Origin of the sequence: Ereboglobus sp. PH5-10 (assembly GCF_029504735.1) — a bacterium.
Classification (GTDB): Bacteria; Verrucomicrobiota; Verrucomicrobiia; order Opitutales; family Opitutaceae; genus Ereboglobus.
This window is the reverse complement of the sequence record NZ_JAQFIP010000004.1, coordinates 247,910-271,041: the sequence shown is the minus strand read 5'-3', so window position 1 is coordinate 271,041 and position 23,132 is coordinate 247,910. Positions and strand designations below refer to the sequence as shown.

The following is a 23,132-nucleotide window of genomic DNA, read 5'->3' as shown; positions in this document are numbered from 1 at the left end:
TTCGGGAATATCGGCGAAACATTTTCCGAAACACAGCATCTCAAGGCGTTAACACTATATTTTTACACAACACTCCATCCGCGCCGCATGTCATCGCTCGTTTTTATTATTTTCCTGGTTGTTTATCTGCTCCTCTGCGCCTGCATATTTGTGCGCTCTACACAGGCGCTTCCCAAAAAACGCTGGCTGCGCATCGTGTGGGTCGCGGGGCTCGCCTTTTTCGCCTCCGCTTTTTTTACCGGCTCCGCATTTCGTGAAACCGTGGTTGCCGGGGTTCCCGTCGGGCACTGGCTGCGCGTGCTCGGCGTCACCTGGATGCTCACGTTTCCCTATTGGGTTGTCGCGGTTGTTTTCTGGGAGGTAATCCGCCTCGTTAACAAACGCCGGCGCATCCTTCCCAAGTGCGTCGAGACACACTACGCGCGCGCCAAGGTTCTCGCACTCGCCGTCACCGTCGCCGCGGTGATTGTTGTATTTGCTTTTGGATACTGGCGCTTTTCGAATCCCGTCGTCACTCCCCTCGCCGTCAAAATCAACAAGCCGCTCGGCGGCCAATACGCCGGCTCCGGCAAAGTCCTCCGCATCGCCGTCGCGAGCGACCTGCACCTCGGCGACATCATCGGCCGCGAACGCGTCCGCGACTTCGTCACCCGCATCAACGCTCTCCAGCCAAACATCATTCTCCTGCCCGGCGACGTTGTTGACCGCAGCGTGGACGCGCTCGAAAAACAAAACATGGGCGCCGAGCTCGAAAAACTCCACGCGCCCCTCGGCGTGTTCGCCGTTCTCGGCAACCACGAGAAATATGCCAACGCCAAGCGCAGCCTCGATTTCCTCGAAAAGCACGGCATCCGCGTTCTCTACGACGAGGCCATTCCCCTTGCCAATGGCGCGTTCACCCTTGCCGGACGCGCCGACCACAGCATCAAGCCCCGCAAAACACTCGACGAAATACTCGTCAACGCCGACCGCGCGCACCCGATCATTCTGATGGACCACCAGCCTCGCGAACTTGCCCGTGCGCAAGCCGCCGGCGTTGATCTGCAATTCTCCGGACACACCCACGCCGGACAAGTTTGGCCTGTCACGTGGATTGTTCGCTTCATGTATGAAGTTCCCTACGGCCACGCCCGCAAAGGTGATTTCCAAGTTTACGTCACCTCCGGCCTCGGCCTCTGGGGGTTCCCCGCGCGCATCGGCAGCAAATCCGAAATCGTGGACGTGACCGTGGAGTTCGCGAAGTAGGGCGGCGCGGAAGCCGGTTTTTTCTGCGCCGTTTAGTGGTTAAATGGACTGGCGTTTTGAGTGTCTCCCAACAGCGGGAAACCGGGCGGAATTGTTTTCCAAAACATGACTCCCAATTCAATTGACTCACCTGTCCGAAAATCGCGAAATGCCCGAACCCTTTTCCCTCAATAAACAACAACCCGGCAAAAAACATCCCGACCATGGCCAAACCATTCCTCCCCGAAACCTTCCTTCTCGACACACCCTGGGCGCGCTCGCTCTACAAGAACCACGCCGCCACGCAGCCCATCTTCGACTACCACTGCCACCTTCCGCCCGACCAGATCGCCTCGAATCACCAGTTCGAAAACCTCTATAAAATCTGGCTTGCCGGCGACCATTACAAATGGCGCGCCATGCGCTCCAACGGCATCCCCGAGGACTACATCACCGGCGACAAAACCAGCGACTACGACAAGTTCCTCGCCTGGTGCAAAACCGTCCCGCAGACCCTCCGCAACCCGCTCTACCACTGGTCGCACCTCGAACTGCGCCGCTACTTCGGCATCAACCTCGTCATCAACGAAGCCAACGCGCCCAAAATCTGGAAACTCGCCAACGCCAAGCTGAAAACGAAGGCCTTTTCCACGCACGGCATCCTCACGAAAAACCGCGTCAACGTCGTCTGCACGACCGACGACCCCGTCGATTCGCTCGAGCACCACATCGCCATCGCCAAGTCCAAACTCAAGACCCGCGTCTATCCCACCTTCCGCCCCGACAAGGCGCTCGTCGTCAACAACCCCGCCGTCTTCAACGCCTGGTGCGACCAGCTCTCCGCCCGCGCCAACATCGACGTCAAGGACCTCGACTCGCTCCTCCGCGCCATCGACAACCGCCACGAGTTCTTCCACTCCATCGGCGCGCGCGTCTCCGACCACGGCATGGAAAACATCCCCGACGCCGACTGCACCGAAAAGGAAGCCGCCGCCATCTTCAAGGCCGCGCGCTCCGGCAAGGCCGCCAGCCCCGAAAACACGGCCAAGTTCACCTGGTTCATGATGCTCGCCTTCGGACGCCTCGACGCCAAGCGCGGCTGGACCAAGCAGCTCCACCTCGGCGCGATCCGCAACAACAACACCCGCCTCCTCAAGCGCATCGGCGCCGACGCCGGCGTGGACTCCATTGGCGACTTTCCGCAAGCCCGCGGACTCGCCCGCTACCTCGACCGCCTCGACAGCGAAAACGCGCTCCCGAAAACCGTCATCTACAACCTCAACCCCGCCGACAACTACGTCTTCGCGACGATGATCGGCAACGTGCAGGACGACCTCACGCCCGGCAAAATCCAATTCGGCAGCGGCTGGTGGTTCCTCGACCAGGCCGAGGGCATGAAGTGGCAGCTCAACGCCCTCTCGCAACTCGGCCTCCTGAGCCGCTTCGTGGGAATGTTGACCGACTCGCGCAGCTTCATGAGCTACGTGCGCCACGAATATTTCCGTCGCGTGCTCTGCAAACTGGTCGGAGGCGACGTTGACGCCGGCCTGATCCCCGCCGACAAAAAGTTGGTCGGCGGCATGATCGAGGACATCTGCTACAAAAACGCCAAACGCTACTTCGGCCTCGAAACGGGCAACATGTGACAAACCGTTGATATGAGTTTATAACCCCAATGGGGTTGCATATTTTTAACCCGGGGCTGACGACAAAAACGTCTGTCCCGGGTTACGAGTTTTTGAAAACGCGACACTGAAAGGGGCGCGTTATTCATGCTCCGCAAGAAGCAGAGGAAGCGGCCAGGGCGTGTTTTTTCGTTTCGGTGATAAAATTTGATTTTCAACTATCAAACACCAATCATGCGCAACCATCCCATGAAAACACTCACTTACCCGACGAGTTTCCTGTTGGTGTTTTTGCTTTCCCTGCCTTTGTGCGCAAAGAAAACGGAGCAAAAAGCAACAACCTATGAGACAAAGCTGAATATCTCATATTACGACGACCACGCGCTGGCGAATGCCGACGAATATAAAAAGAGCCATTGCAAAATGGACATGTATTACCCGGAAAATCGGGCGGGGTTTCCCACGATTGTTTGGTTTCATGGAGGCGGACTGACGGGCGGCAAGCGCCGCCTGCCCGCGCTCAAGAATCAGGGAATCGCGCTCGTTGCCGTCAGCTACCGCCTTTCGCCCAAGGGTGAATTTCCCTGCTTTCTTGAGGATGCCGCCGCAGCCACCGCATGGGTGATCAAAAACATCGCGGCCCATGGCGGCGATCCGGACAAGGTGTTTATTGCGGGCCACTCCGCCGGCGGTTATCTGTCCGCGATGGTGGGCATGGACGAGCGCTGGCTGGCCGCCCACGGAATATCGAATCGCAAACTGGCCGGCATCATCCCCGTGAGCGCGCAGGTCACGACCCATTTTTTGGTGAAAAAATTGCGCGGCGATCGCGGCGAGCAATACCGTCCTATAATCGACGAATACGCGCCGCTGTATCATGCCTCGAAAAACCTGCCGCCGATTTGCCTGATCGTGGGCGACCGGCGCATTGAATGGAAAAGCCGCGTCGAGGAAAACGAGCTTTTGGCCGTGAGCCTGAAAAACTTGGGCCATGAGCAGACGGAGTTTTATGAAATGGGCGGCCTCAACCACCGCGCGGTTGGCGAAGGCGCAATGATTATAATAAAAAAATACGTGAACCGAATTATTGAGGAACGGGGAAAAGAACCGTCCCCATAGAGTCCCGCCTGTGATGGATGGCGCTCCGCGTCGCAAATCAGAGAGTTGGCAATCCCTTGGTCATGACAAAAAAACGCCCGACAAGAAAACGCGTGAATAACGCCTTTGGTAGGGCGAACCCTCAGGGTGAGCCGCAATATTCCCGGTTCACCGAGACGGTTCGCCCTACCCAATAATACGACAGAATAAACCGAAAATGCTCCAAGACCTAAAACTCGCCCGCAAACGATCGACTTCTCAACGTCCGCCGCGGCGCCAGTGGCCGCCGGGTTTGCCTTTGGGGTGATGCGACGGGTTTCCACCGCCGTGCGGGCGTCCGCTGCTGGAACGGGATTGGTTTTGGCCGCGCGCGCCTTTTGAGAGTCCGCCATTGCCACCGCCGCGCTGGTGTTGCTGGCCGCCACCTTGCTTGCGGCGGGGGTTTTTCATCGGACGCGAGGTGTCGATGTGAGGCGGGGCGCCGTTGGCGTAGGCGAAGCCGTCGAGCGCGAGGCGTTCGATGCGCGCGCCGATGAAGCGTTCGATGTCGCGCAGGTCGCCGGCTTCCTCGGGCGTGACGAGCATGAATGCGTCGCCGTCGGCCTGGGCGCGGCCGGTGCGTCCGATGCGGTGCACGTAGTCGTCGGGTTTTTCGGGGACGTCGAAATTGATAACGTGCGAGACGCCGGACACATCGATGCCGCGCGCGGCGATGTCGGTGGCGACGAGCACTTCGTAGCGTCCGTCCTTGAAGCCGGCGAGCGCCTCGGTGCGCTGGTTTTGGGAGCGGTTGGCGTGGAGGACGGCGGTGGTGTGGCCGGCGGACTTGAGCTTGCGCGCGATGCGGTCCGCGCCGTGCTTTGTGCGCGAAAAGATGATCACGCTTTGGAAGTCTGTGCGGTTGAGAATCGCGAGGAGCATGTCGAACTTTTGCTCGTGGAGCACGGGATACGTGGCGTGGGTGACGGTTTCGACGACGGAGCGCGAGCGCCCGATCTCGACGCGCTCGGGATCATGAAGCGCGAATTTCGCGACGGCTTCGATCTCGGGCTGTATGGTGGCGGAGAAAAAGAGCGTCTGGCGTTTCGGGGGGCATTGGGCGACGACGCGGCGCACGTCGTGGATGAAGCCCATGTCGAGCATGCGATCCACCTCGTCGAGGACGAGCGCCTCGATGCCGGCGAGCGAGAGGGTTTTTTCCTGGAGGAAATCAAGCAGGCGCCCGGTGGTGGCGATGAGGATGTCGGTGCCGTTTCGGATGGCGGCGCGCTGGTTGCCGTAACCGACGCCGCCGTGGATGACCGCGACGCGCAAGTTGGTGAAGCGGCCGAGCTCGCGAAACGCGGTTTCGACTTGCGCGGCGAGCTCGCGCGTGGGTTCGAGCACGAGGACGCGGGGCGGGCCGGGGCGGTGCGCGCCGAGGCGCGCGAGTATGGGCAGCGCGAAGGCTGCGGTTTTGCCGGTGCCGGTTTGGGCGGAGCCTATGAGGTCGCGTCCGTCGAGGACGACGGGGATGGCGCGTTGCTGGATGGGTGTCGGCTGGGCATACCCCATGGTTTGCGCGCCGCGCACGAGTGAATCCGGCAGTCCTAGTTGTTTGAATGGCATGATTGTAGGCGTTGATAACGCGCAGCGAACGCGGCGTCTGGCGAGGGAAAACACAATGTGCCCGCGTTATGCACTCAATTGCACAACCTTCCCCTGACGCCTGCGTTGGCCCGCCGCGATTCAGCGCGTGCCGCGCGCGCGCATCCTGACAATTTTTCGGATGCCGAATAACATGCCGATCAAAGCCAGACTCCAGAGGCTCGGAGCGCCGCCGCCACCACCACCGCCGCCGCTGTTGTCATTGTCGTTGGAGCCGGTGTTTGTTGCGCCTTGCTGAGTGACAGTGCAGGTGGCGGTGCGATTGCCCGCCGTGACCGTGATGATCCCGGTGCGCGGGTTTGGCGAGCTGTTGGTGGCGCAGGTGACTATGAAAGAGCCGGTGGCGACGCCGGTGGCGGGCGAGACGGTCAGCCACGAGACGGAGGTGGACGCGGCCCATTCGACATCGGTATCAGCAGTCACGGGAAATGTGTTTCTGCTGGCGGAAACCTGCTTGGTGCCGGGGCTGATGCTGAGCGTGATGTCGGTGCCGGTTGTCCAGACCACTTGGTCGAGCCACGCGGCGTCGCCGCCGATGTCAAGATAGGGGTCTTTTTGGTAAAGCCACGTCAGCGTCTGCGCGCCGGTGCCGGTAATCGGCACCGCGCGCCGCGCCCAGTCTTTTTCGCCGGAGATGCGCGCGCGTTCCTCTCCGTTGACCTTGAAATACAGAATGTCGCCCCAGGGATCGCCATCCTCGTCGCGTTCCTCGGCCTCGGAGGAGACCTTCCACCAGAAGCTGACGATGCCGGGACCGGTGACGGTGGTTTGCAGCCAGGTGTTTTGGCCGATGTTCACATTGGTGCTGCTTGTTCCGAGAATGATGCCGCTGCGGGCGGCGTGCCGGCCGTCGTGCGTGGTAATGGTCTGGCTGCGCCATATGTTCGAGCCGCCGGTCGTCCAAACGAGGTTGTTGTCGAGCGCGGTGGCGAGCGGGATGTGCGCGGGTTGCGCGACTTCGCAGACGCGGCTGATGCCGCCGCTGGTAATCGTGACGGTGGCGCGCCGCGGGGAGCCGGTGTCGTTGGCGTCGTGGGTGATGGTGAGGGTTTGGCTGCCTGCGTTGCCGGAGGCGGGAGTGACGCCCAGCCATGAGTCGTCGGTTGTCGCCGTCCATGTTTTGGAGGTTGTGGCGGTGAGTGTGAAATGACCGGAGCCGGAGTCGGCCTCCTTGGTGCTGGGTGCGATGACAGGGTTGAAGTTGTCGGGTGTCCAAACGACTTGATCGACCCAAGCCGCGCCGGTGGTGCCGGCGGAGGCTTTGTCAAAGGTCCAGCCGAACTGGTGTGTGCCGGTGGTGGGGATGGGGATGATTTTTTTCTCCCAGCCTAGCTGCCCGGTGATGCACGCGGGGGTTTCGGTCAGGGCGGTTGAGAGGTCGGTGGTGGCAAAGACGAGGGTGTCGGCTGCGTCGGCGGATATTTTCCACCAGAAGCTGAGGGTGCCGGAGCCTTCGACGGTGGTGAGGACGCCGCTGCTCTGGCCTTGCGCGAGGGTTCCGCTTTGCGCGGCGGCGACCCCGTCGTGGGTGGTCGTTGTCTGGCCGAACCATTCGGTGTCGGCGCCGGGCTCTTTCGTCCATGTGAGTTCGCCGGCAAGCGCGGCGGCGAGGGATGGGTTGGACTGGACGAGGTTGGAGGTGAGCGTGTATTGGCCGATGCTGCCGTAGGCGGTGTAGCCGGTGCGGCTGGAAATGCTGTTCGCATGAGGGTTTCCCGTGCTTCCGGAGGTGATGCGCAAATACCACTGGCCGGCGGTGAGCTGCCTGGAGAGCGTTGCGTGGGTGAGGGTGGGGGAGTCGTTGGAACTGTTTAAGTTTCCCGAGGAGTCGAGGATTTCGAGTTTGAGGTCGGTGCTGCCTATGATCGTGCCCGTGCCGGAGACGCGGGCCGGATAGAGCGAGAAGTCGATGGTGCCGGGGGCCGAGAGATTGATGCCGTAGTAGTGGGGTTCGTCGGCGTTGCGAATGAGGCCGCTCGCGCCGAGGATGCCGTCATCGCCGGTGGTGAGCGGGAGCGCGGCCGCGCGCGTGGTGGCTGCGATGATGCCGCGGTAGCCGAATTTGCCCTCAATGATCATGAGGTCGTCCTCCTTGTTGTTGGCGCTGTAATATTCTCCCTTCGACCATTGGTAGACATTTCTCCGGTTGGTGTTGTAGGCATTGCCCATGATCGTGCCCCAAGAGGTGGCGCCCGCGCCGTGTCCCGGATAATAGCCAAAATCGTCGCTGTTGGTTTGATAGCCGGGGCCATCGTGGCTGAGGCCGAGGTTGTGGCCAAATTCGTGCGCGGTGGCGTAGGCGATGTCGGCGTTGATTGAATTCAGCTTGTCATAATAAATGAAGGCGGGGCTGTAATCGGTTTCATAACCGAGCCATCCAAACCTCTGGAAAATCGCGACCCCGTCGGCGCCGTCGGCGGCTGCGGGCATCTTTCTCCCGTTGGCGTCATTGCTGCGGGTGATCAGCACTCGGCCTGTGGTGCGGGTGAAGACGGCGGGTTTTTCGGTGGTCACATCCACGTCGAAGGCGGAGAAGTATTCGGAAACGCGCTCCCATATTTTGACGATGTTATCCTGCTCCTGTTCGTTGAAAGTGGTGGAGTCGCCGTCGATGTTGTAGGGGAGGGCGCGGTAGAGATTGACCTCATAGGATTTGTTCCATGCGGTGTTTTCAATGAGGCCTCCTCCGAAGTCGAGGAAGAGAACCTTGGTCGAGCCGGGGCGCGAGTGGCGCACGGGGGGCTGGTTGATGGGAACGGCGGCGGCGGCCACCACAGGATCGAGCGCGCCTGATGTGGAAGTTTCAGCCGTCGCGCCGCCGGAATGGTTTCCCGCGACAAAGCGGCACGCGTAATAAAGATGCCCCTTGGGCGTGAGGTGCAGGCTGGCGAAATCCGCCGCGGGTATGCGGTTTGCCGCGAGGGTTTTAAATGCGAAAGTGCGGGCATCGGGGGCAAGGGAGAGGAGTTCGTCGCGGAAGCGGGCCGAGGGAATGGTTTCGAGGATGGCGCGCTGCTTTTGTGTGAGCGCGTCTGTCCCGGCGGCATCATTGCTTCCGGCGGGGGCGGAGGCGTTTGCGCCGGATGGTTGGGTTGCCAACGAGGCGCGGACGTCTGTGCGACGGCGGTGATGTTGGTCGTGGTTAGCTGCAATGGTTCCGGCGGAAACGGGCGCGATCAGAGTTGCGGTGTCGGTTTGGGGATTATGGCGGTCCGCGACGGATTGCGGCGCGGTGACGCCGACGGGCTGTTTTGCGGTTTGCGGAGAAATTTGCCTGGCTTTCCTAGAATGAAAAATGAAGGCGACTCCCGTCACGAGCAGCACGGTTGTGCCGATTAGAAAAATCTTCCGGACTGCGGGTTTCTTGAAAGCGATCATGCGTGGAGGGAACATGGCTTTGGGTTTTTGTGCCATCCTAAAAAGTTTCAACGGCACGGATGGGGTGGCGCGCGAGGTGGGGGTAAAACGATGTTTCGAACAATAATCGCAGGGGCGGGTTTTGCGCGCACCCGCTGCCGGTCCGCGGACGTTTCAGGCTATTTCAACAGTTTGTCGAGCGCCGGGAGACCCTCGCCGGAGTAGCCGGCCAGGCCGGCGTGGAGGCATTCGCGCACGGTGTTGAATGTAGGGGAATCGTCGCAGCCTTCCGTCCGCGATGCCAGACGCATGTCCTTTTAACATGCGTTTTGCCGAAAGTTACGGCGCAAAACCGCCTTACCACATGCGGCGGTAGCCGAGGCTTAGGGACCAGGGGCGTTCGTAGGCGGGGGCCTTGGCGTATTCATAATCCAAATACACCTGGCTGCCGTCGTCGATTCGATACGCCGCGCCGAGGCCGGCTTCCATGCGCCAGCCGCGATAGGTCGGGCCCACCTTCGTGTCCAACGCGGTGATTTCGCCGCCGTTGGCATCGACACGGGCCGCGCCGATTTTGCCGTAGGGATGCCAGCGGCTCGAGAGGAGCTGGCGTCCAAAGCGGAGCTGGCCGCGGTATTGCAATGTGTCGCTGTCGGAGACGCGCACGGTCATGCGGTTGCCCGGATCGGACGATTCCGTCTCGTAGGTGTCGCCGTTCAGCCAGCCTTGCGAGATTTGCACGGAGGGTTCGAGCCACCAGCCGTCGGCGCGCTTGAGCATGCGGCCAAACTCAACCGAGAGGCCTTGCGCCTTGCTCGTGTAATCGCCGGATACCGTGGCGCCGCCATACGGGCGGCTTTCAAAGTCGTGCTTGTAACGGTCGGCGCGCAACACGATGTCGGCATACCAGCCGGCGTCGCCGAGCCAGGTCGCGTAGAGGCCGAGGCCGACGTTGGTGCTGGAGCCGTCGTCGGCGTTGCGGAAATCGCGGTCGGTGCCGCCCATGTCAATGAACGCGCCGAGGAGCCAGGTGGCGTTTGCGGAGCTGTTGCGCAGGGCTTTGTCCGCGCCGGCGGTGATGCCGTAGGTGTCCTGGCTGAAGCGGCTGGAGCGCATCGGGCTCAGGGCGTTGAGGCGGTAGGTGTAGCCGCGCATCCAGACGTTGCCGGTGAGCGGCGCGTTGGCGGCGAGGTTTTCGGCGCGCACGTCGCCCATGCGTTTGTGAAGGGAATCCATGCCGTAGTGCCAGCTCAGGCCGAGGAGGGAGGCGGAGTTGACAATGGTCTGGCCGGCGTCGCTATAGGGCGAGGGTTCGTCGCCGGTGCCGGTGGGGTTGGCAAGATACCAGTTGGCCGGGTCGGTTTCGCCCTTGACCCAATAATAACGGTAGAGGCCGGCGTCGCGGTATTGCGGGCCGGTGAGGCTGAAGTCGGCTTCGTTCGCGGCTTGCACAATCATGAGGCGTTGTCCGGCCCGGGTCGGGTTGCCGCCGTGGTTGGAGAGGTCGAGCGTGTAGGAGCCCGTGGTGGCGCCGTCGATGCGGAGGAGGTCGCCGCGGAGGAGGGCGAGGTTCGCGGACATCGTGATCGTGTTGACGCCGCCGGCGAGGTTGCCGTGGACGCGCAGGGTTTTGAAGACGGTGTTGTCGGCGGCGGGCGCGCCGAAGGAGATTTTCGCGCCGGTGGCGAGGGTGAGGTTGTTGACGTCGGAGCTGGCGGTGAGCGTCCACGAGCTGGTGGCGTCGATGTTCACGTTGGCGATGTCGATTTTGCCGGTGAGCGCGGTCGCGTTTTTCAAGAGGACGCTGACATCGGCGATTGCATTGTCGGTGATGATGTTGCCCGACAGGGATGAATTTTCGACGTTGAGTGTCACTGTCGTGGGAACATTTGTTACAGAGCCATCAGTGCCGGTGCGGGCTGTTTGCACATTAAGAATGTTGCCGGTCTCGGCGACGAGCGAGGCTGCGGAGCCGATGTTTTTGATGGTGACAACCGCCTGATTTTCCAGGTTCGCATTACTGGCGGCCGAGCCCTTGGGAACCTCAATGTAACCCACATTGATGATGTCACCCGCGGTGTGCATGCTCCCGCCGTCAATGGTGACGGTGCGGGCGCCAACCGTGCCGCTTGTGTGCGGGGTGATGTCAACACCGTGCGCATTCGGGCCGGTTGTGGTGATCGCCGTATTGACGAGCGAGACGGTTGCGTCACCGGGATTGCCGAGATAAACGCCGTGGGCGCTCGCGCCCGTGGTGGCAATGCTCACGTTCGTGGCTGTGACAACAGCACCGCCGCCGTCGGCAACAACGCCAAGGCCATAAAAGCCGCTTGTGGCAATGGCGCTATCGGCGAGGTTGATGACACCGCCGTTTGAGGCATAGGCGCCATAGGATTTGGAGCCGGTAAGGCTGATATCAACCCGTGACGCATTGATGACGCTGCTGCCGGTGCTTGTGAGGGCCGAAGCTCCGGCTCCGGTGGTGCGCAGGGTTCCGCTGGTGATCGTGATGGAGGACCCCGCGGCGGAATAGACCGCATGAGCCGCGTCACCTCCAGTGAGAATATCAACATTGAGGCTGCCGCCGTCGGCATTGATTTTTGCGTTGCCGGCGTAAATGCCCATGCCCGTTCGCACACTGCCAGTGGTGGTGGCTGTGACATTCAACACGCCTCCGCCTGTATTGATTGCGGAATTTTCAGCAGCGACAACCTGGCCGTGGACGGTTTGCTCGTGGCCGTCGAGGTTGAGGACGGAGCCGGGGTCGAGGGTGAGGCGGCTGGTTGCGCCGAGGGCGTTGTCGGTGATGGCGGTGACGGTGCCGGTGGCGATGGTGGTGGCGCCGGTGTAATCGCTGAGGCCGTTGCCGACGCGGATGTTCATGCCGTCGGTGGCGGTGAAGGTGTAGTTGCCGGAGCCGGAGAGGATGGCGCCGAGGGTGTTGTCGGTCGCGCCGTCGGTGGAGATTTGCACGGTCTGGCCGGCGAGGGCGTCGATTTGCGCGAGACCGTAGTTGAGGTAGATGCCGCTGCCGGTGACGGTGCCGTAATAATCGTAGGTGAGGTCGGCGACGTGCGTGCCGGATTGCACGAGGGCACTGGTGGAGGAGACCGCGCCGGTGATTGTGCCGGAGCTGGTCGAGGAGGGGATGAAGTTGATGGAGAGTTGCGTGCCGATGTTGCGCACGGTGCCGGTGGCGGCGACGAGCTGGTTTTGCATCATGCCGGCGGTGCCGGTTTCGATGTAGTTGTCCTGGTCGAGGAGCGCGGGGGCGCTTGGCGGCGTGGCGGGGATGATGTTGTGCACGGTGCCGGAGAGGGCGACTTCGACGGTGCCGCCGCCGGAGGCGTCGAGCGTGCCGGAGACGGTGAGGAGGTCCTCGACGAAGTTCACGCCGGTGCTGCCGGAGGTGCGGACGGCGAGGGTGCCGCCGTTGAAGGAGAGGCCGGCGATGGCGCCCGCGCCCTCGACGGCGGTGCGGTTGAGGGCGTCGAGGCGGAGGGTGGCGTTGGCGAGGGCGGACATGTTGGTCGCGCCTTGCGAGTTGGCGGCGCCGCCGAGGATGAAGCGGCCGTTGCCGAGGGCGAGGGTGCCGCGGAAATCGTTGACCATGTCGGCGGCGGCGTTGGTGCCGAGGGCGATGAGGTTTGTGCCGCTGCCGTCGGCGAGGCTGATTTTGAGAACGCTGGTGGCGTCGGCGGTCGTGCGGTGGTTGTAGGTGTAATCGCCGGAGGTGGCGCGCCGGACGTGGAATTGCGAGCCGTTGAGGAGGTCGAGGTTGAGGGTGTTGGAGCCGGTGGCGGCGGTGTAGGACCAGAGGGTGTCGTCGGGGGTGGTTTCGCCCTGGCGTCCGCCGATGATGTCGCCGGTGACGCTGGTGGCGTTGTCGAGGATGACGCGGAGGGCGTTGGTGTTGGTGGCGCTGGCGTGGAACGAGATGGCGTTTGTGCCGTTGGCGACCGAGGTGACGCCGTCGAGCGTGAGCGTGCCGGTGGTGTTGACGGCGCGGACGAGTTCGGCGGCGGCGGTGATGGCGCCGGTCTTGATTGTGACGCTGCTGCCGAGCGGGGCGCCGACGGGCTGGTTGTCCGTGCCGAAGAGGATGGCGCCCGTCTCGCTGGTGATGGTGGCGTTGGTGGTTTCGATTGTGCCGGCGTTGTCAACGGTCACGGCCACGGCGTTGTTTTTGGCGATGAGGGTGGTGTTTTGTGCGACGAGTTTTCCGCCGCGATCGGCCCCCGGCGTATTGTCGTAGCCGGAGGCCTTGATCACGGCGGTGCTGGCGTTGGCGCTGGTTGTGGTGAGCGTGCCGCCGGTGATGCTCACGAAGGCGTCGTAGTTGGCGAAGGCGGCGTGCGCCATGTTGCCCGCGGTGGTGATGTTGAAGTTGTCGAGCGCGAGCGTGCTGGTGAAGAGTGTTCCCGCGCCGCTGGCCGCCGCGCCGAAGGAGAGGTCGCCGGTTGTGGTGATGGAGCCGTTTTTGAAGGAGAGGATGGCGCCGTTGGCGGCGTGGATGCCGTAGGATGTGGAGCCGGTTGTGCTGATGTTGGTTGTTTCGGCGGTGCTGACGATGCGCGCGCCGGAGCCGACTGCGTAGATGCCGTGCGAGTAGTCGCCGGTCGTGGCGATTGTGCTGGTGGAGCCGGGGGCGGGCGTTGTTGTGAGGGCGGCCAGATAAACGGAGTTGGTTTCGGCGTTGTTGCGGGCGTTGGCGCTTACTGAGCCCGAATAAGCATGAATGCCGTGGGAGGATGTGCCGCTCGTGTTGATGTTGCCGGAGTTGACGACAATGGCCGCGCCCTCGGTATTCTCGGTGCGGGCGTAAATGGCGCTCGACGAGCCGCCCGCAGTGATGAGGCGGCCTGTGTTGATGATGGCGGCTGCGCTGTTGGCGCCGCCCGGCGTGGTGCCGGAGGTGACGCCGGCATAGAGCGCGTAGGCGGAATTGCCGCGGGTTTCGATGGTGCCGGAGGAATAGGTGATCGTCACCTTGCCGTCGTTGCGGACCGCACTGCCGTTGATGGTCGCGGCGAGGCCGTAGGAATAGACGTTTGTGCCCGTGCTCTCGGGGATGTCGGCGGCGGCGAGGATGTTGCCCGAGCCGGTGATGGACAGGTCGCCGATGTTGTTCATGGCGTGGATATACGCACCGGCGCCGCGGTTTTGAGCGTGGGTTTCGATGTCGCCGTCGATGACCAGGTTGACGTTGCCGGTGCCGGATTTGCTGATGTAGACGGCCACGCCGGCGCCGTTGAGCCAGCTGCCCGCGCCCGTGTCGTCCGAGCCATCTTCGATGGTGATTTTGCCGGTGGCGTGCGTGACGCTGACATCGCCGTTGCCGCTGTTGGCGTTGACCAAAATGCCGTGCGCGCTTTTGGCGCCGGTGGTGATGCCGGCGTTGTTGTCGATGGTGATGCCGCTTTTGCCGACGACGTAAATACCGTGCGAGAACGTGCCCGTGGTAATGATCGCGCCGGAGTTGGTGATTGAGATGTCGCCCGTGCCGGTGGCGTGAAGGCCGTGGGCTTCATTGCCGTTGGTGGTGATGTCTCCGGTGTTGTTGATGGTGATGGAGCCGGCGGCCTGGAGGAGGTCCTTGGTGACGCTGTCGTATCCGGTTGCGGAGATGCCGTGGGCGGAGGAGCCGCCGGTTTCGATGGTGGCGGCGTTGTTGATGAGCATCGCGCCGGTGCCGCCGGTGGTGAAGGCCATGATGCCGTGCGAGCGGTCGCCGGCGGTTCGGATGGTGCCGCTGACAGCCGATGCGGTGTAGGTGTCGGCGAGGGTGTCGGTCGCGCCGACGCGGTCGGCGGTGTAGCCGATGCGGATGTCACCGTTGTTGCCGGTGTTGCTAGTGTAGGCGCGGATGCCGCGGCTGTCGGCGCCGAGGGTTTCGATGAGCGAGTCGGCGTTGTTGGAGGTGACGGTGACGTTGCCGGAGGCGCCGTTGTGTCCGGCGTTGATGGCGTTGCCGGAGATGGTGGCGGCGTTGCCCGCGAGGATGTGCGTGCCTGTGTATTCGACGGCGATTTGGCCGGTGCCGCCGACGTGCGCGACGATGCCTTGCGGGTTGGAGCCGGAGCCGGCGGCGATGATTTCGCCGGTGGCGTAGATTTGGGCGTTGCCCGAGCCGGTGCCGCCGTGCTGCGCCCAGAGCGCGTCGGCGTTGAAGCCGGTGACTTCGACTTTCGCGCCAGTGTAATGGATGATGGAGCTGCCGGCGCCGGCTGAGTGGGCGACGATGCCCTCGGTGGGGGCCGTGCCGTTGAGGTCGCCGGTGTGGGAAACCGTGGCGGCGGCGTGAATGATGGAGTCGCCGTTGCCGGCGTTGCTCGCGTAGATGCTGTGGCCGCCGTTGCCGGTGTTGGTGATCGCGCCGGAAATCGGATTTGCGGCCGTGCCGATGGTGACCGTGCCGGTCGAGGCGGTTCCGGTGATTTGCGCGTAGATGCCGTAGGATGCGGTGCCGGTGGTGGTGATGTCGCCGGTGCTGCGGACCGAGATATTGCTGTCGCCAGCCGCCTGGGCGTGGATGCCGTGGGAGGCGTTGCCGGTGGTTTCGATGTCGGCGGCGTTGTTGATGTAAATGTCGCCGGTGGTGCCCGTCTTGACGGCGTTGATGCCGTGGGCGTTGGGTTCGGAAACGCTGTTGATTGAGATGTCGCCGGCGTTGTCAATTTCCATGAGACCGTCGATGGCTTCCGCGTGGATTCCGGACGGAGCCGTCGTGCTGCTTGGCGCGATGGCGTTGGCGAAGGTGATGCTTCCGGTGTTGCGGATCGTCAGGTCGCCCAGGGTGTTGTAATGACGGGCGTAAATACCGTAGGTGGCGGCTTCGATGACGCCGTTGTTGGTGATGTCGATCTCGCCCGCGCGGGTCACGCTTGCGGCGCCCTTGTGCGACGCGGCGTAAATGCCGGTCCGGTCGGTGTCGATTTTGCCATCGTTGATGATTTTTATTTGGGAGGCATCGCCGCCCGTGCCCAGGGTTCCCATGGACACCCTGATGCCGCCGCCGCCGTCTTCAGCGCCGCCCTCGGTTCGCGTCGTAATATCGCCGGTGTTGCGAACGAGGTTGAGGGAGTCGGTGAGGTCGTCCCGCACGCGCTGGTCGATGAAGATGCCGTAAGCGCGATTTCCCGTGGCATCGATTGTCGCGGCGTTGTGGATTTCAATGTTACCGCCGGCCCGGACTTCGCCCGAATAAACATGATAACCGGGGCTGGAGGTGCCGGTGGTGGTGATGGAGCCCGTGATGGGCGCGGTGTCCGTGCCGAGCCGGATGTTGACGTTGCTGTTCGTGGCACCGGCTTGGATGCGGTAGCCCGCCGCGTTGTGGCTGTTGATTTCGGCGGCCGAGGCGACGGTGATGGTTCCATAAAGACCTCGATTCATGACGGAAACCACGCCGTCGCTGTAAGCGGTGGAGGGGCTGCCGTTTTTGAGGTCGAGCCTGGCCTTGCCGATGTCGAGGTTGATGTCGGCTTTGTTATCCGCGTCCGCGATGCTTGCGTCCGGCTTGTAAATGGCGTGAATGACGCCCTCGCCATTATTTTTTGTGGCAATGGTGTTGGTGAACGAGGCGTCGTCGCCGACTTTGATGTTGATGGTCGCGTTGGCGCCTAAGTGCTGGGCGAGAATGCCAAAGCCGCCGCCTTGGGAGGCAAAGGTGCCCGTGATGGGAGCCTCGGAGCCGTCGGCGTTGTAACCGATAAAAATGCCGCCGCTGGAAGACGCGGCATGCGTGGCGTGAATGAGATGGGCCAGTTGCGTGGTGGAGCCCGGGTCGAAGTTGCCGGTGCTGGCGATGTAGGTGTTGCCGGAGCCGGCGTGTAAGGTGGCGATGGCACGGGTCGGGGAATTCTGGGTGGCGGAAATATTGCCGGAGTTATTGATGATAATGTCGCCGTCGCTCGCGGGGTTGGCAATCACGGCATGGATGCCGTAGCTGCCGGCGCCGCCAGTGGTGATGTCGGCGGCGTTGTTGATGGTGATGGCTCCCGAGCCGGCGTTGCTGGCGTAGATGCCGTGCGAGGCCGCGCCGGCGGTGGCGATTTTTCCCGAGACGGGCGCGGCGGCGCCGGAGTCGTTCACGCCGATGCTGATGTTGCCGGTGGCGGCGGTGCCGCTGATGAGCGCGTGGATGCCGTGCGAGTTGCCGCCGAGGGTGGAGAGGTCGCCGGTGCTGGTGATGCGGATGTCGCCTTGAGCGGTGAAGGCGGCGCCGGCGGCGGTCTGCTGATGCGCGTAGATGGCGGAGGCGGCGTTGGCGACGCCGGTCGCGCCGGTGCCGGTGGAGATGTCGGTGCCGTTGTTGTCGATGTTGATGTCGCCAGTGGCGTCGGCCAGCGCGCCGGTGCCGGTGATGTGGAGCGCGGCGATGCCGTAGTTGGCGGAGCCGTTGCCGGTTTGCGAGGGTGTTTCGAGGATGTTGATGCTGCCGCCGTTGGTGGTGATGTTGATGTCGGTGTCGGTGCCGTTCAGGCCCTTGGTTTGCACGAGGATACCGTCGCCGTTGACGCCGTTGGCGGTGATGTTCGCGTCGGTGACGGTGACGGTGATGTCGCCGGAGGTGGCGGTGGATTCGGCGCGGATGCCGGTGGCGTCGTAGGCCGCGGTGGTGATGCTGCCGTTGGCGTGGTTGATTTCGATGCCGTCGGAGGCTCCGGTGGCGGTGACGTAGGCGTGGATGGCGTGGGAATAGGTGCCGCCGACGGTGGCGGTCGAGGTCGTCACGAGGTCGCCGGTGTTGTTGATGGTGATTTTGCCGGAGCCGGAGCCGCTGGCGTGGATGCCCATGGCGCCGGTGCCGGAGGTGGTGATCGCGCCGGTGTTGTTGATGTTGATGGCACTGCTGGTGACCGGGGCGCTGGCGCTGGCGTAAATGCCGTGCGAGGAGTTGCCGCCGGTCGTGATTTCGGCTGCGGAATGGATGTTGATGTTTCCGGTGCCCGAGTTGACGGTTTCGATGCCGTGCGCGCCGTGTCCAGTGGTGGTGAGCGTGCCGGTGATGGGGGTGACGGCATCGCCGATGTCGATGGCGCCGGAGCCGGTGGCGATGGCGCGGATCGCGTCGGACGCGGTCCCTGCCGTGGTGATGTTGGCGGTGGTGTCGATTCTGATTGATCCCGCGGAGCTGCTGGTGGAAATGCCGTGGGCGTTTGCCGCGGTCGTGGTGATGGATGAACCGGGGCCGGTGATGTTCACCGATGCCCGCGCGCCGCCGTTTGCATAAATGCCGACACTGTCCGTGCGGATTTGTGTGTTGCTGCCGGTGATGTTGATGATGGCGGTGGTGGATGAGCTGGCGGAGAGGCCTGTCGCGGCCAAGCCCCGCGATTCCACTGTGGTGTTGTCCCCGGTGATGTTGATGACGGCCTGTTTGCGTCCGGAGGCGTAAATGTTGGCGCCGGTTCCCATCTCGCGCACGGTGGCTCCGGTGTAGTTTGTTTTGAAGGAATTGTTGTCACCGGTGATGTTGACGATTGTGCCGCCGCCCGAGGCGGCCTGGTTTTCGGCGAGTATGGTGTTTGTGTAGTTGCTGTTGCCGGAGCCGACCGCACTGGTGGTGACATCCACGACGCTGTTGGATGCGTTGAAGTTGACCGTGTTGGTGGAATCGACGGACTTGGTTTTGATGTAGATTCCCTCCACAATGGCGCTGCCCCGGCCGTAAAGCAGGATCGAGCCTTCGAGGTTGAGCGTGAGATCACCGTAATCCTGATCGTTTGGCAAAACAACGCCATTGTTGCCGCCCAGTGAGATCAACGAGGCGTGACCGCCCGCGCCCGTGGCTCGTGATGCGTCGGTGCCAATGGTCGCTCCATTTATTGTGAGGATGGCGCCCTGTCCGGTGGCGCTGAACGCGGGCGAAAAGTTGGGGTCGCCCGCGACGAGATAATTGGTGGACGAGGTGATGCCCGACACATTGGCCGTGGGCGTCTGGCCGTTGGCAATGCCCGCCATGAAAATAAGCGGGAGGATAAATGCCGGGGAAAAACCAGCCAGTGAATCTAGCGAATGGCGAATGTGCGTTTTCATCGTGTGTGTGCTCAAAGAAAAAACTTTGTTAAAAATGACCCCTGAATTTGCAAAAAAGATGAAATAAGGCCCAATTGCAAGATTCAGTGATCCTGTTTGAATTGGCGGAACTCATGAGTTTGCCGCCAAGGGACAATTTCGATAAACACGCAACGTATTGATTATAAATACAATGACTGTATTTGTGAGATGTGTGCCTTGAAAAAAGAGGGTGAGGCGCAACCAAACCTGAATGCGCCATTTTTGCCCGTGCTATTCCTTATAGTAGTCCTTGAACCAATCGACGAAGTTTGCGAGGCCGGTGTCGAGCGTGGTTTGCGGTTCGTAGCCGGTGGCGGTTTTTATGCGTTCGATGTCGGCCCAGGTTTCGGGCATGTCGCCGGGTTGCGGGGGGAGGAGTTTTACGTCGGCTTTGCGGCCCAGCAGTTTTTCCATTTTCCCCACGAACTCCAGCATCCGGACGGGTTTGTTGTGTCCGAGGTTGAACACGCGATAGGGTGGCTTGGGCTGCGGTTCCTGCGCGGGCAGCTTGAAAAGCACCTTGAGCACGCCGTTGACGATGTCGTCGATGTATGTGAAGTCGCGCAGCGATTTGCCGTGGTTGAAGAGTGGAAGCGGTTCTCCTGCGCTGATTTTTTTTGCAAAGATGACCGGCGACATGTCGGGGCGGCCCCACGGGCCGTAGACGGTGAAGAGGCGCAGGCCCGTGATCATCAATCCGTGCAGGTGCGCGTAGCTGTGGGCCATGAGCTCGTTGCTTTTTTTTGTCGCGCCATAAAACGACAGGGGCTGGTCGGTGATCTGGTCCTCCGAAAAGGGCAGGCGCGCGCTTGCGCCGTAAATGCTGCTCGACGAGGCGAAGACGATGTGCCGCGGCGGATGCTTGCGGCAGGCTTCGAGGATGTTGAGAAAGCCGGTGATGTTGCTGCGCACGTAGGCGTCGGGGTTTTCCGTGCTGTAACGCACTCCCGCCTGCGCGCCGAAATGCGCGACGTAGTCGGGCCGGTAGTTTTCATACAGGCCGGAAAAGGCGTCCGCGTCGGCAAAATCCATTTGGACAAAACGAAACCCGTCCAGGCCTTCGAGTTGCGCGAGGCGCGCGCGTTTCAGATCCACGGGATAATAGCTGTTGAGGCTGTCAACGCCCAGCACTTCGCAGCGTTTTGTTTCCGCGAGTTGGCGGCTGATGTGATAGCCGATGAACCCGGCGGCACCTGTGACAAGAATCTTCATGAGTTAAGTGTGAACGAAGTAAAGGTGAGCAGTTGCTCCGCCGCCAGCGAAATTAAAAAAACGAAACCGGCAGGGGGGGATCGAGTGGCGCGATTAATTGCATTCCGCGGCGCATGCGCAAATTGACATCGCTTTCGGTTGCCGCCTTTCTGGATTTTTCGCCCGCAAAAAACGTGTCTCTCGAAAAAACACCGCCAGCATCCCCGCGCTACGTCGGACGCCTCGCGCCGTCGCCGACCGGATATTTGCACCTCGGGCATGCGCGGACATTTTGGCATGCCGCCGAACGCTCGCGGACGGCGGGCGGCACGCTTTTGATGCGCAACGACGACCTCGACCGCGTCCGGTGCCGGCCGGAGTTTGCCGGGGCGATGCTCGAGGATTTGCGCTGGCTCGGGTTTTCATGGAGGGAACCCGTCTATTCGCAGAGCGGGCGGATTTCGCTCTATCGCGAGGCGCTGGAGCGTTTGCATGAGGCGGGGTTGATTTATCCGTGCAATCGTTCGCGGCGCGATGTTGCCGGGGCCGCCGGCGCGCCGCACGAGGACGGGGCGCAGGATGACGAGCCGGTGTTCCCCCGCGAGTGGCGCCCTCCGTCGGGTGCCAAAATCCCCTCGCTCCCGTCGCGCGCCGAGCCGGTCACGACAAACTGGCGTTATCGTGTGCCGGATGGCGAGGCGGTGACGTTTTTCGACAATGCGCTCGGGCCGCAAAGCGCGGTGGCGGGGCGCGACTTTGGCGATTTTATCGTGTGGAGGCGCGACGACATGCCGAGCTACCAGCTCGCGTGCGCGGTCGATGACATTGCGCTTGGCGTGACGGAAGTCGTGCGCGGGGCGGATTTGGTGCGCTCGACATTTCGCCAGATTTTGCTGATGCGCGCGCTCGGCGCAAATACGCCGCAGTATTTTCATTGCCCCTTAATGGCCGATGAAAACGGACGGCGGCTTGCCAAACGCCATGACGCGCTGGCGCTGCGCACGCTGCGGGAACGGGGCGTTTCACCGGAGGCGCTTCTGCGGCAATTTCACGCGGATGCGAAGGCCGGCTGATATTTGCCCGGGTGAAGGCGCGCTTTTTTCCACATTTCATTTGACAGACGGTGAAGGGAGCGGTGTCTTTTCCGGTTTTTATGAAAGTCGTCTCCTCCATCAAATCCGCGAAGAAACGCCATCCTGACTGCCAGGTGGTTCGTCGTCGTGGCAAGATCTACGTTATCAACAAGACCGACCCGCGTTACAAGGCGCGTCAGGGTTGATCTCCCAACTATTTAATCAGGAATAATTACCGTGAAAGCCGAAGGTCATCCTACTCTCAACAACGTTTGCTTCCTCGACGTCGCAACCGGAAAGCGTTTCCTCACCAAGTCCACCATGAAGTCCGCCCGCAAGGAGACGATTGATGGCCAGGAATACTTCGTCGTCGTGCGCGACGTGACGATGGACTCGCATCCCGCCTACACCGGCGAGAAGCGCCTCGTGGACACGGCCGGTCGTGTCGAGAAGTTCACGTCGAAGTTCCGCCGCCGTGGCAAAGCCGCCGCTGCCAAATAAGGTGTTTTTCAAAAACTCTTAAAGCTCTTTTCGAAACCCTCTCCCAACAGCGGAGGGGGTTTTTTAATGGCCGCAAAGAGGCGTAAAAGGCGCGAAAAAAGGAACGGAGTTGCCCGTCGGGTTTGCTTTTCAGTCTTTCAGCCCTTCAGTCTTTCAGCCTTTCTTTCCGTCATGCCCGATCCTGTCGCAGTCAATTCCATGTTTTCGCGCATTGCGCGCCGCTATGATTTGGCGAACCGCCTGCTCAGTTTTGGCATGGACCGGTGGTGGCGCTGGCGGCTCGTGCGCGCCGTGCGCAAGGGCGGGCCGGACGCGGTGCTCGACCTGGCGACCGGCAGCGGCGACGTGGCGTTTGCGCTCGCGCGCGGACTGGATGCCGGCACGCGGATCACAGGCATGGACTTTTGCCAGCCGATGCTCGACGAGGCGGAGGTGAAAAAAGCGGTGATGAGGAAGCGCGGCGGACGACATGCGGCGCGCGCGGACCGGATTGTTTTCCGGCAGGGCGACGGCATGGCGCTGCCCCTGCCCGACGCGTGCGCGGACGCGGTCACGATTTCGTTCGGACTGCGCAACATGGCCGACCGGCACAAATCACTTTGCGAGATGCGCCGCGTGCTTCGCCCCGGCGGGCGCGTGTTTGTGCTGGAATTCTCGCAACCGTGGCGATGGTTCAGGCCGGTTTATTATTTTTATCTCAGGCACCTGCTGCCGCGAATCGCGGGATGGGTGACCGGCGACCGCGAGGCCTACAATTACCTGAACAACACAATCGAGCAATTCCCCGCGCGCCCGGTGCTCGAGGCCGAATTGCGCGCGGCCGGTTTTGAAAAGGTGGCCTCGCACGGCATGACCTGCGGCATCGTGGCGCTGCACTCGGGAACCAAATAAACCTTTTTTTGACGCGGGTTTGCGTGGACAAAAACTTGCAACAGTCCATCGGTGAGGCACTCTTTGGCGCAGTCCATCACAGGAAATCGCATCAAAACCATCCAACCATCATGAAAAAAATTCTGTCATCCATCGTCATCGCCCTTTGCGCCAGCGCCTTCGTTCTTGTCGGCTGCTCGAAGAAACAGGACAACGCGCTCGAGATTCCGACCTTCAAGAGCAACAACGTGAACCTGTATTTGAAAGACTACGCGGCCTATTGCGATTCGGTGAAGGAGCCGCAGCAATACGCGCAGATTCCCGAAAAAATGGCCGAGTTTGCGAAACGCCAGGCCGAGGTCGTCAAGGAGCTCCAGGGCGAGACCGAGGTGAACGCGTTTAACAAATGCATCACGCAAATTCGCGAGCGCTTTGAAAAAACGCGCGGCGAGGCGGCGAAGGCGGCCAATAAATAACAAGTCCG

The 23,132-nt window shown here is 61.9% G+C and carries 13 protein-coding genes; 8 read left to right on the top strand and 5 right to left on the bottom strand.

Features of this window, described 5'->3' with window-relative positions; translation table 11 throughout:
* The first annotated feature begins 87 nt into the window (after positions 1–87).
* From M2447_RS05415 to M2447_RS05405, 3 genes are all read left to right on the top strand, one after another.
* Entirely contained in the window at positions 88–1,245 is a 1,158-nt protein-coding gene (locus M2447_RS05415; RefSeq protein WP_277508211.1) for a metallophosphoesterase, read from the top strand.
* Positions 1,246–1,448: 203 nt separating this feature from the next.
* Complete coding sequence (gene uxaC / locus M2447_RS05410; RefSeq protein WP_277508209.1) at positions 1,449–2,870, top strand: glucuronate isomerase; 1,422 nt, start codon at positions 1,449–1,451, stop codon at positions 2,868–2,870.
* Between the two features lie 228 nt (positions 2,871–3,098).
* Positions 3,099–3,968, top strand: coding sequence for an alpha/beta hydrolase (locus M2447_RS05405; protein WP_277508208.1), 870 nt, complete (start codon positions 3,099–3,101; stop codon positions 3,966–3,968).
* 237 nt (positions 3,969–4,205) lie between these two features.
* On the opposite strand, the gene M2447_RS05400 is transcribed toward M2447_RS05405, so the two are convergent.
* From M2447_RS05400 to M2447_RS05380, 5 genes are all read right to left on the bottom strand, one after another.
* Positions 4,206–5,555: a DEAD/DEAH box helicase gene (locus tag M2447_RS05400; protein ID WP_277508207.1), complete on the bottom strand. Its 1,350-nt coding sequence runs from the start codon at positions 5,553–5,555 to the stop codon at positions 4,206–4,208.
* A gap of 120 nt (positions 5,556–5,675) precedes the next feature.
* Positions 5,676–9,008: a BACON domain-containing carbohydrate-binding protein gene (locus M2447_RS05395; RefSeq protein WP_277557729.1), complete on the bottom strand. Its 3,333-nt coding sequence runs from the start codon at positions 9,006–9,008 to the stop codon at positions 5,676–5,678.
* A gap of 122 nt (positions 9,009–9,130) precedes the next feature.
* The gene (locus tag M2447_RS05390) at positions 9,131–9,262 is read right to left on the bottom strand and encodes a hypothetical protein (RefSeq protein WP_277508204.1); all 132 of its coding nucleotides are present in this window, start codon (positions 9,260–9,262) and stop codon (positions 9,131–9,133) included.
* A 46-nt stretch (positions 9,263–9,308) separates the two neighbouring features.
* Positions 9,309–18,917, bottom strand: coding sequence for an autotransporter outer membrane beta-barrel domain-containing protein (locus M2447_RS05385; RefSeq protein ID WP_277557728.1), 9,609 nt, complete (start codon positions 18,915–18,917; stop codon positions 9,309–9,311).
* 327 nt (positions 18,918–19,244) lie between these two features.
* Complete coding sequence (locus M2447_RS05380; protein WP_277557727.1) at positions 19,245–20,225, bottom strand: NAD-dependent epimerase/dehydratase family protein; 981 nt, start codon at positions 20,223–20,225, stop codon at positions 19,245–19,247.
* Between the two features lie 113 nt (positions 20,226–20,338).
* Between M2447_RS05380 and gluQRS the strand changes: the two genes are divergently transcribed.
* The 5 genes from gluQRS (at position 20,339) to M2447_RS05355 (ending at position 23,124) form a co-directional block, all read left to right on the top strand.
* Positions 20,339–21,277 carry a tRNA glutamyl-Q(34) synthetase GluQRS gene (gene gluQRS / locus M2447_RS05375; RefSeq protein ID WP_277557726.1) on the top strand — a complete coding sequence of 313 codons (939 nt, stop codon included), beginning with the start codon at positions 20,339–20,341 and terminating at the stop codon, positions 21,275–21,277.
* Between the two features lie 80 nt (positions 21,278–21,357).
* On the top strand, positions 21,358–21,483 hold the full coding sequence (gene ykgO, locus M2447_RS05370; RefSeq protein ID WP_107742546.1) for a type B 50S ribosomal protein L36: 126 nt from the start codon (positions 21,358–21,360) through the stop codon (positions 21,481–21,483).
* 31 nt (positions 21,484–21,514) lie between these two features.
* Positions 21,515–21,778, top strand: coding sequence for a type B 50S ribosomal protein L31 (locus M2447_RS05365; RefSeq protein ID WP_277508194.1), 264 nt, complete (start codon positions 21,515–21,517; stop codon positions 21,776–21,778).
* A 171-nt stretch (positions 21,779–21,949) separates the two neighbouring features.
* Positions 21,950–22,669 (top strand): class I SAM-dependent methyltransferase, encoded by a 720-nt coding sequence (locus M2447_RS05360; protein ID WP_277557725.1) that lies wholly within the window; start codon positions 21,950–21,952, stop codon positions 22,667–22,669.
* A 110-nt stretch (positions 22,670–22,779) separates the two neighbouring features.
* A complete protein-coding gene (locus M2447_RS05355; protein ID WP_277557724.1) occupies positions 22,780–23,124 on the top strand; it encodes a hypothetical protein in 345 nt (114 codons plus the stop codon).
* Positions 23,125–23,132 lie beyond the last annotated feature (8 nt).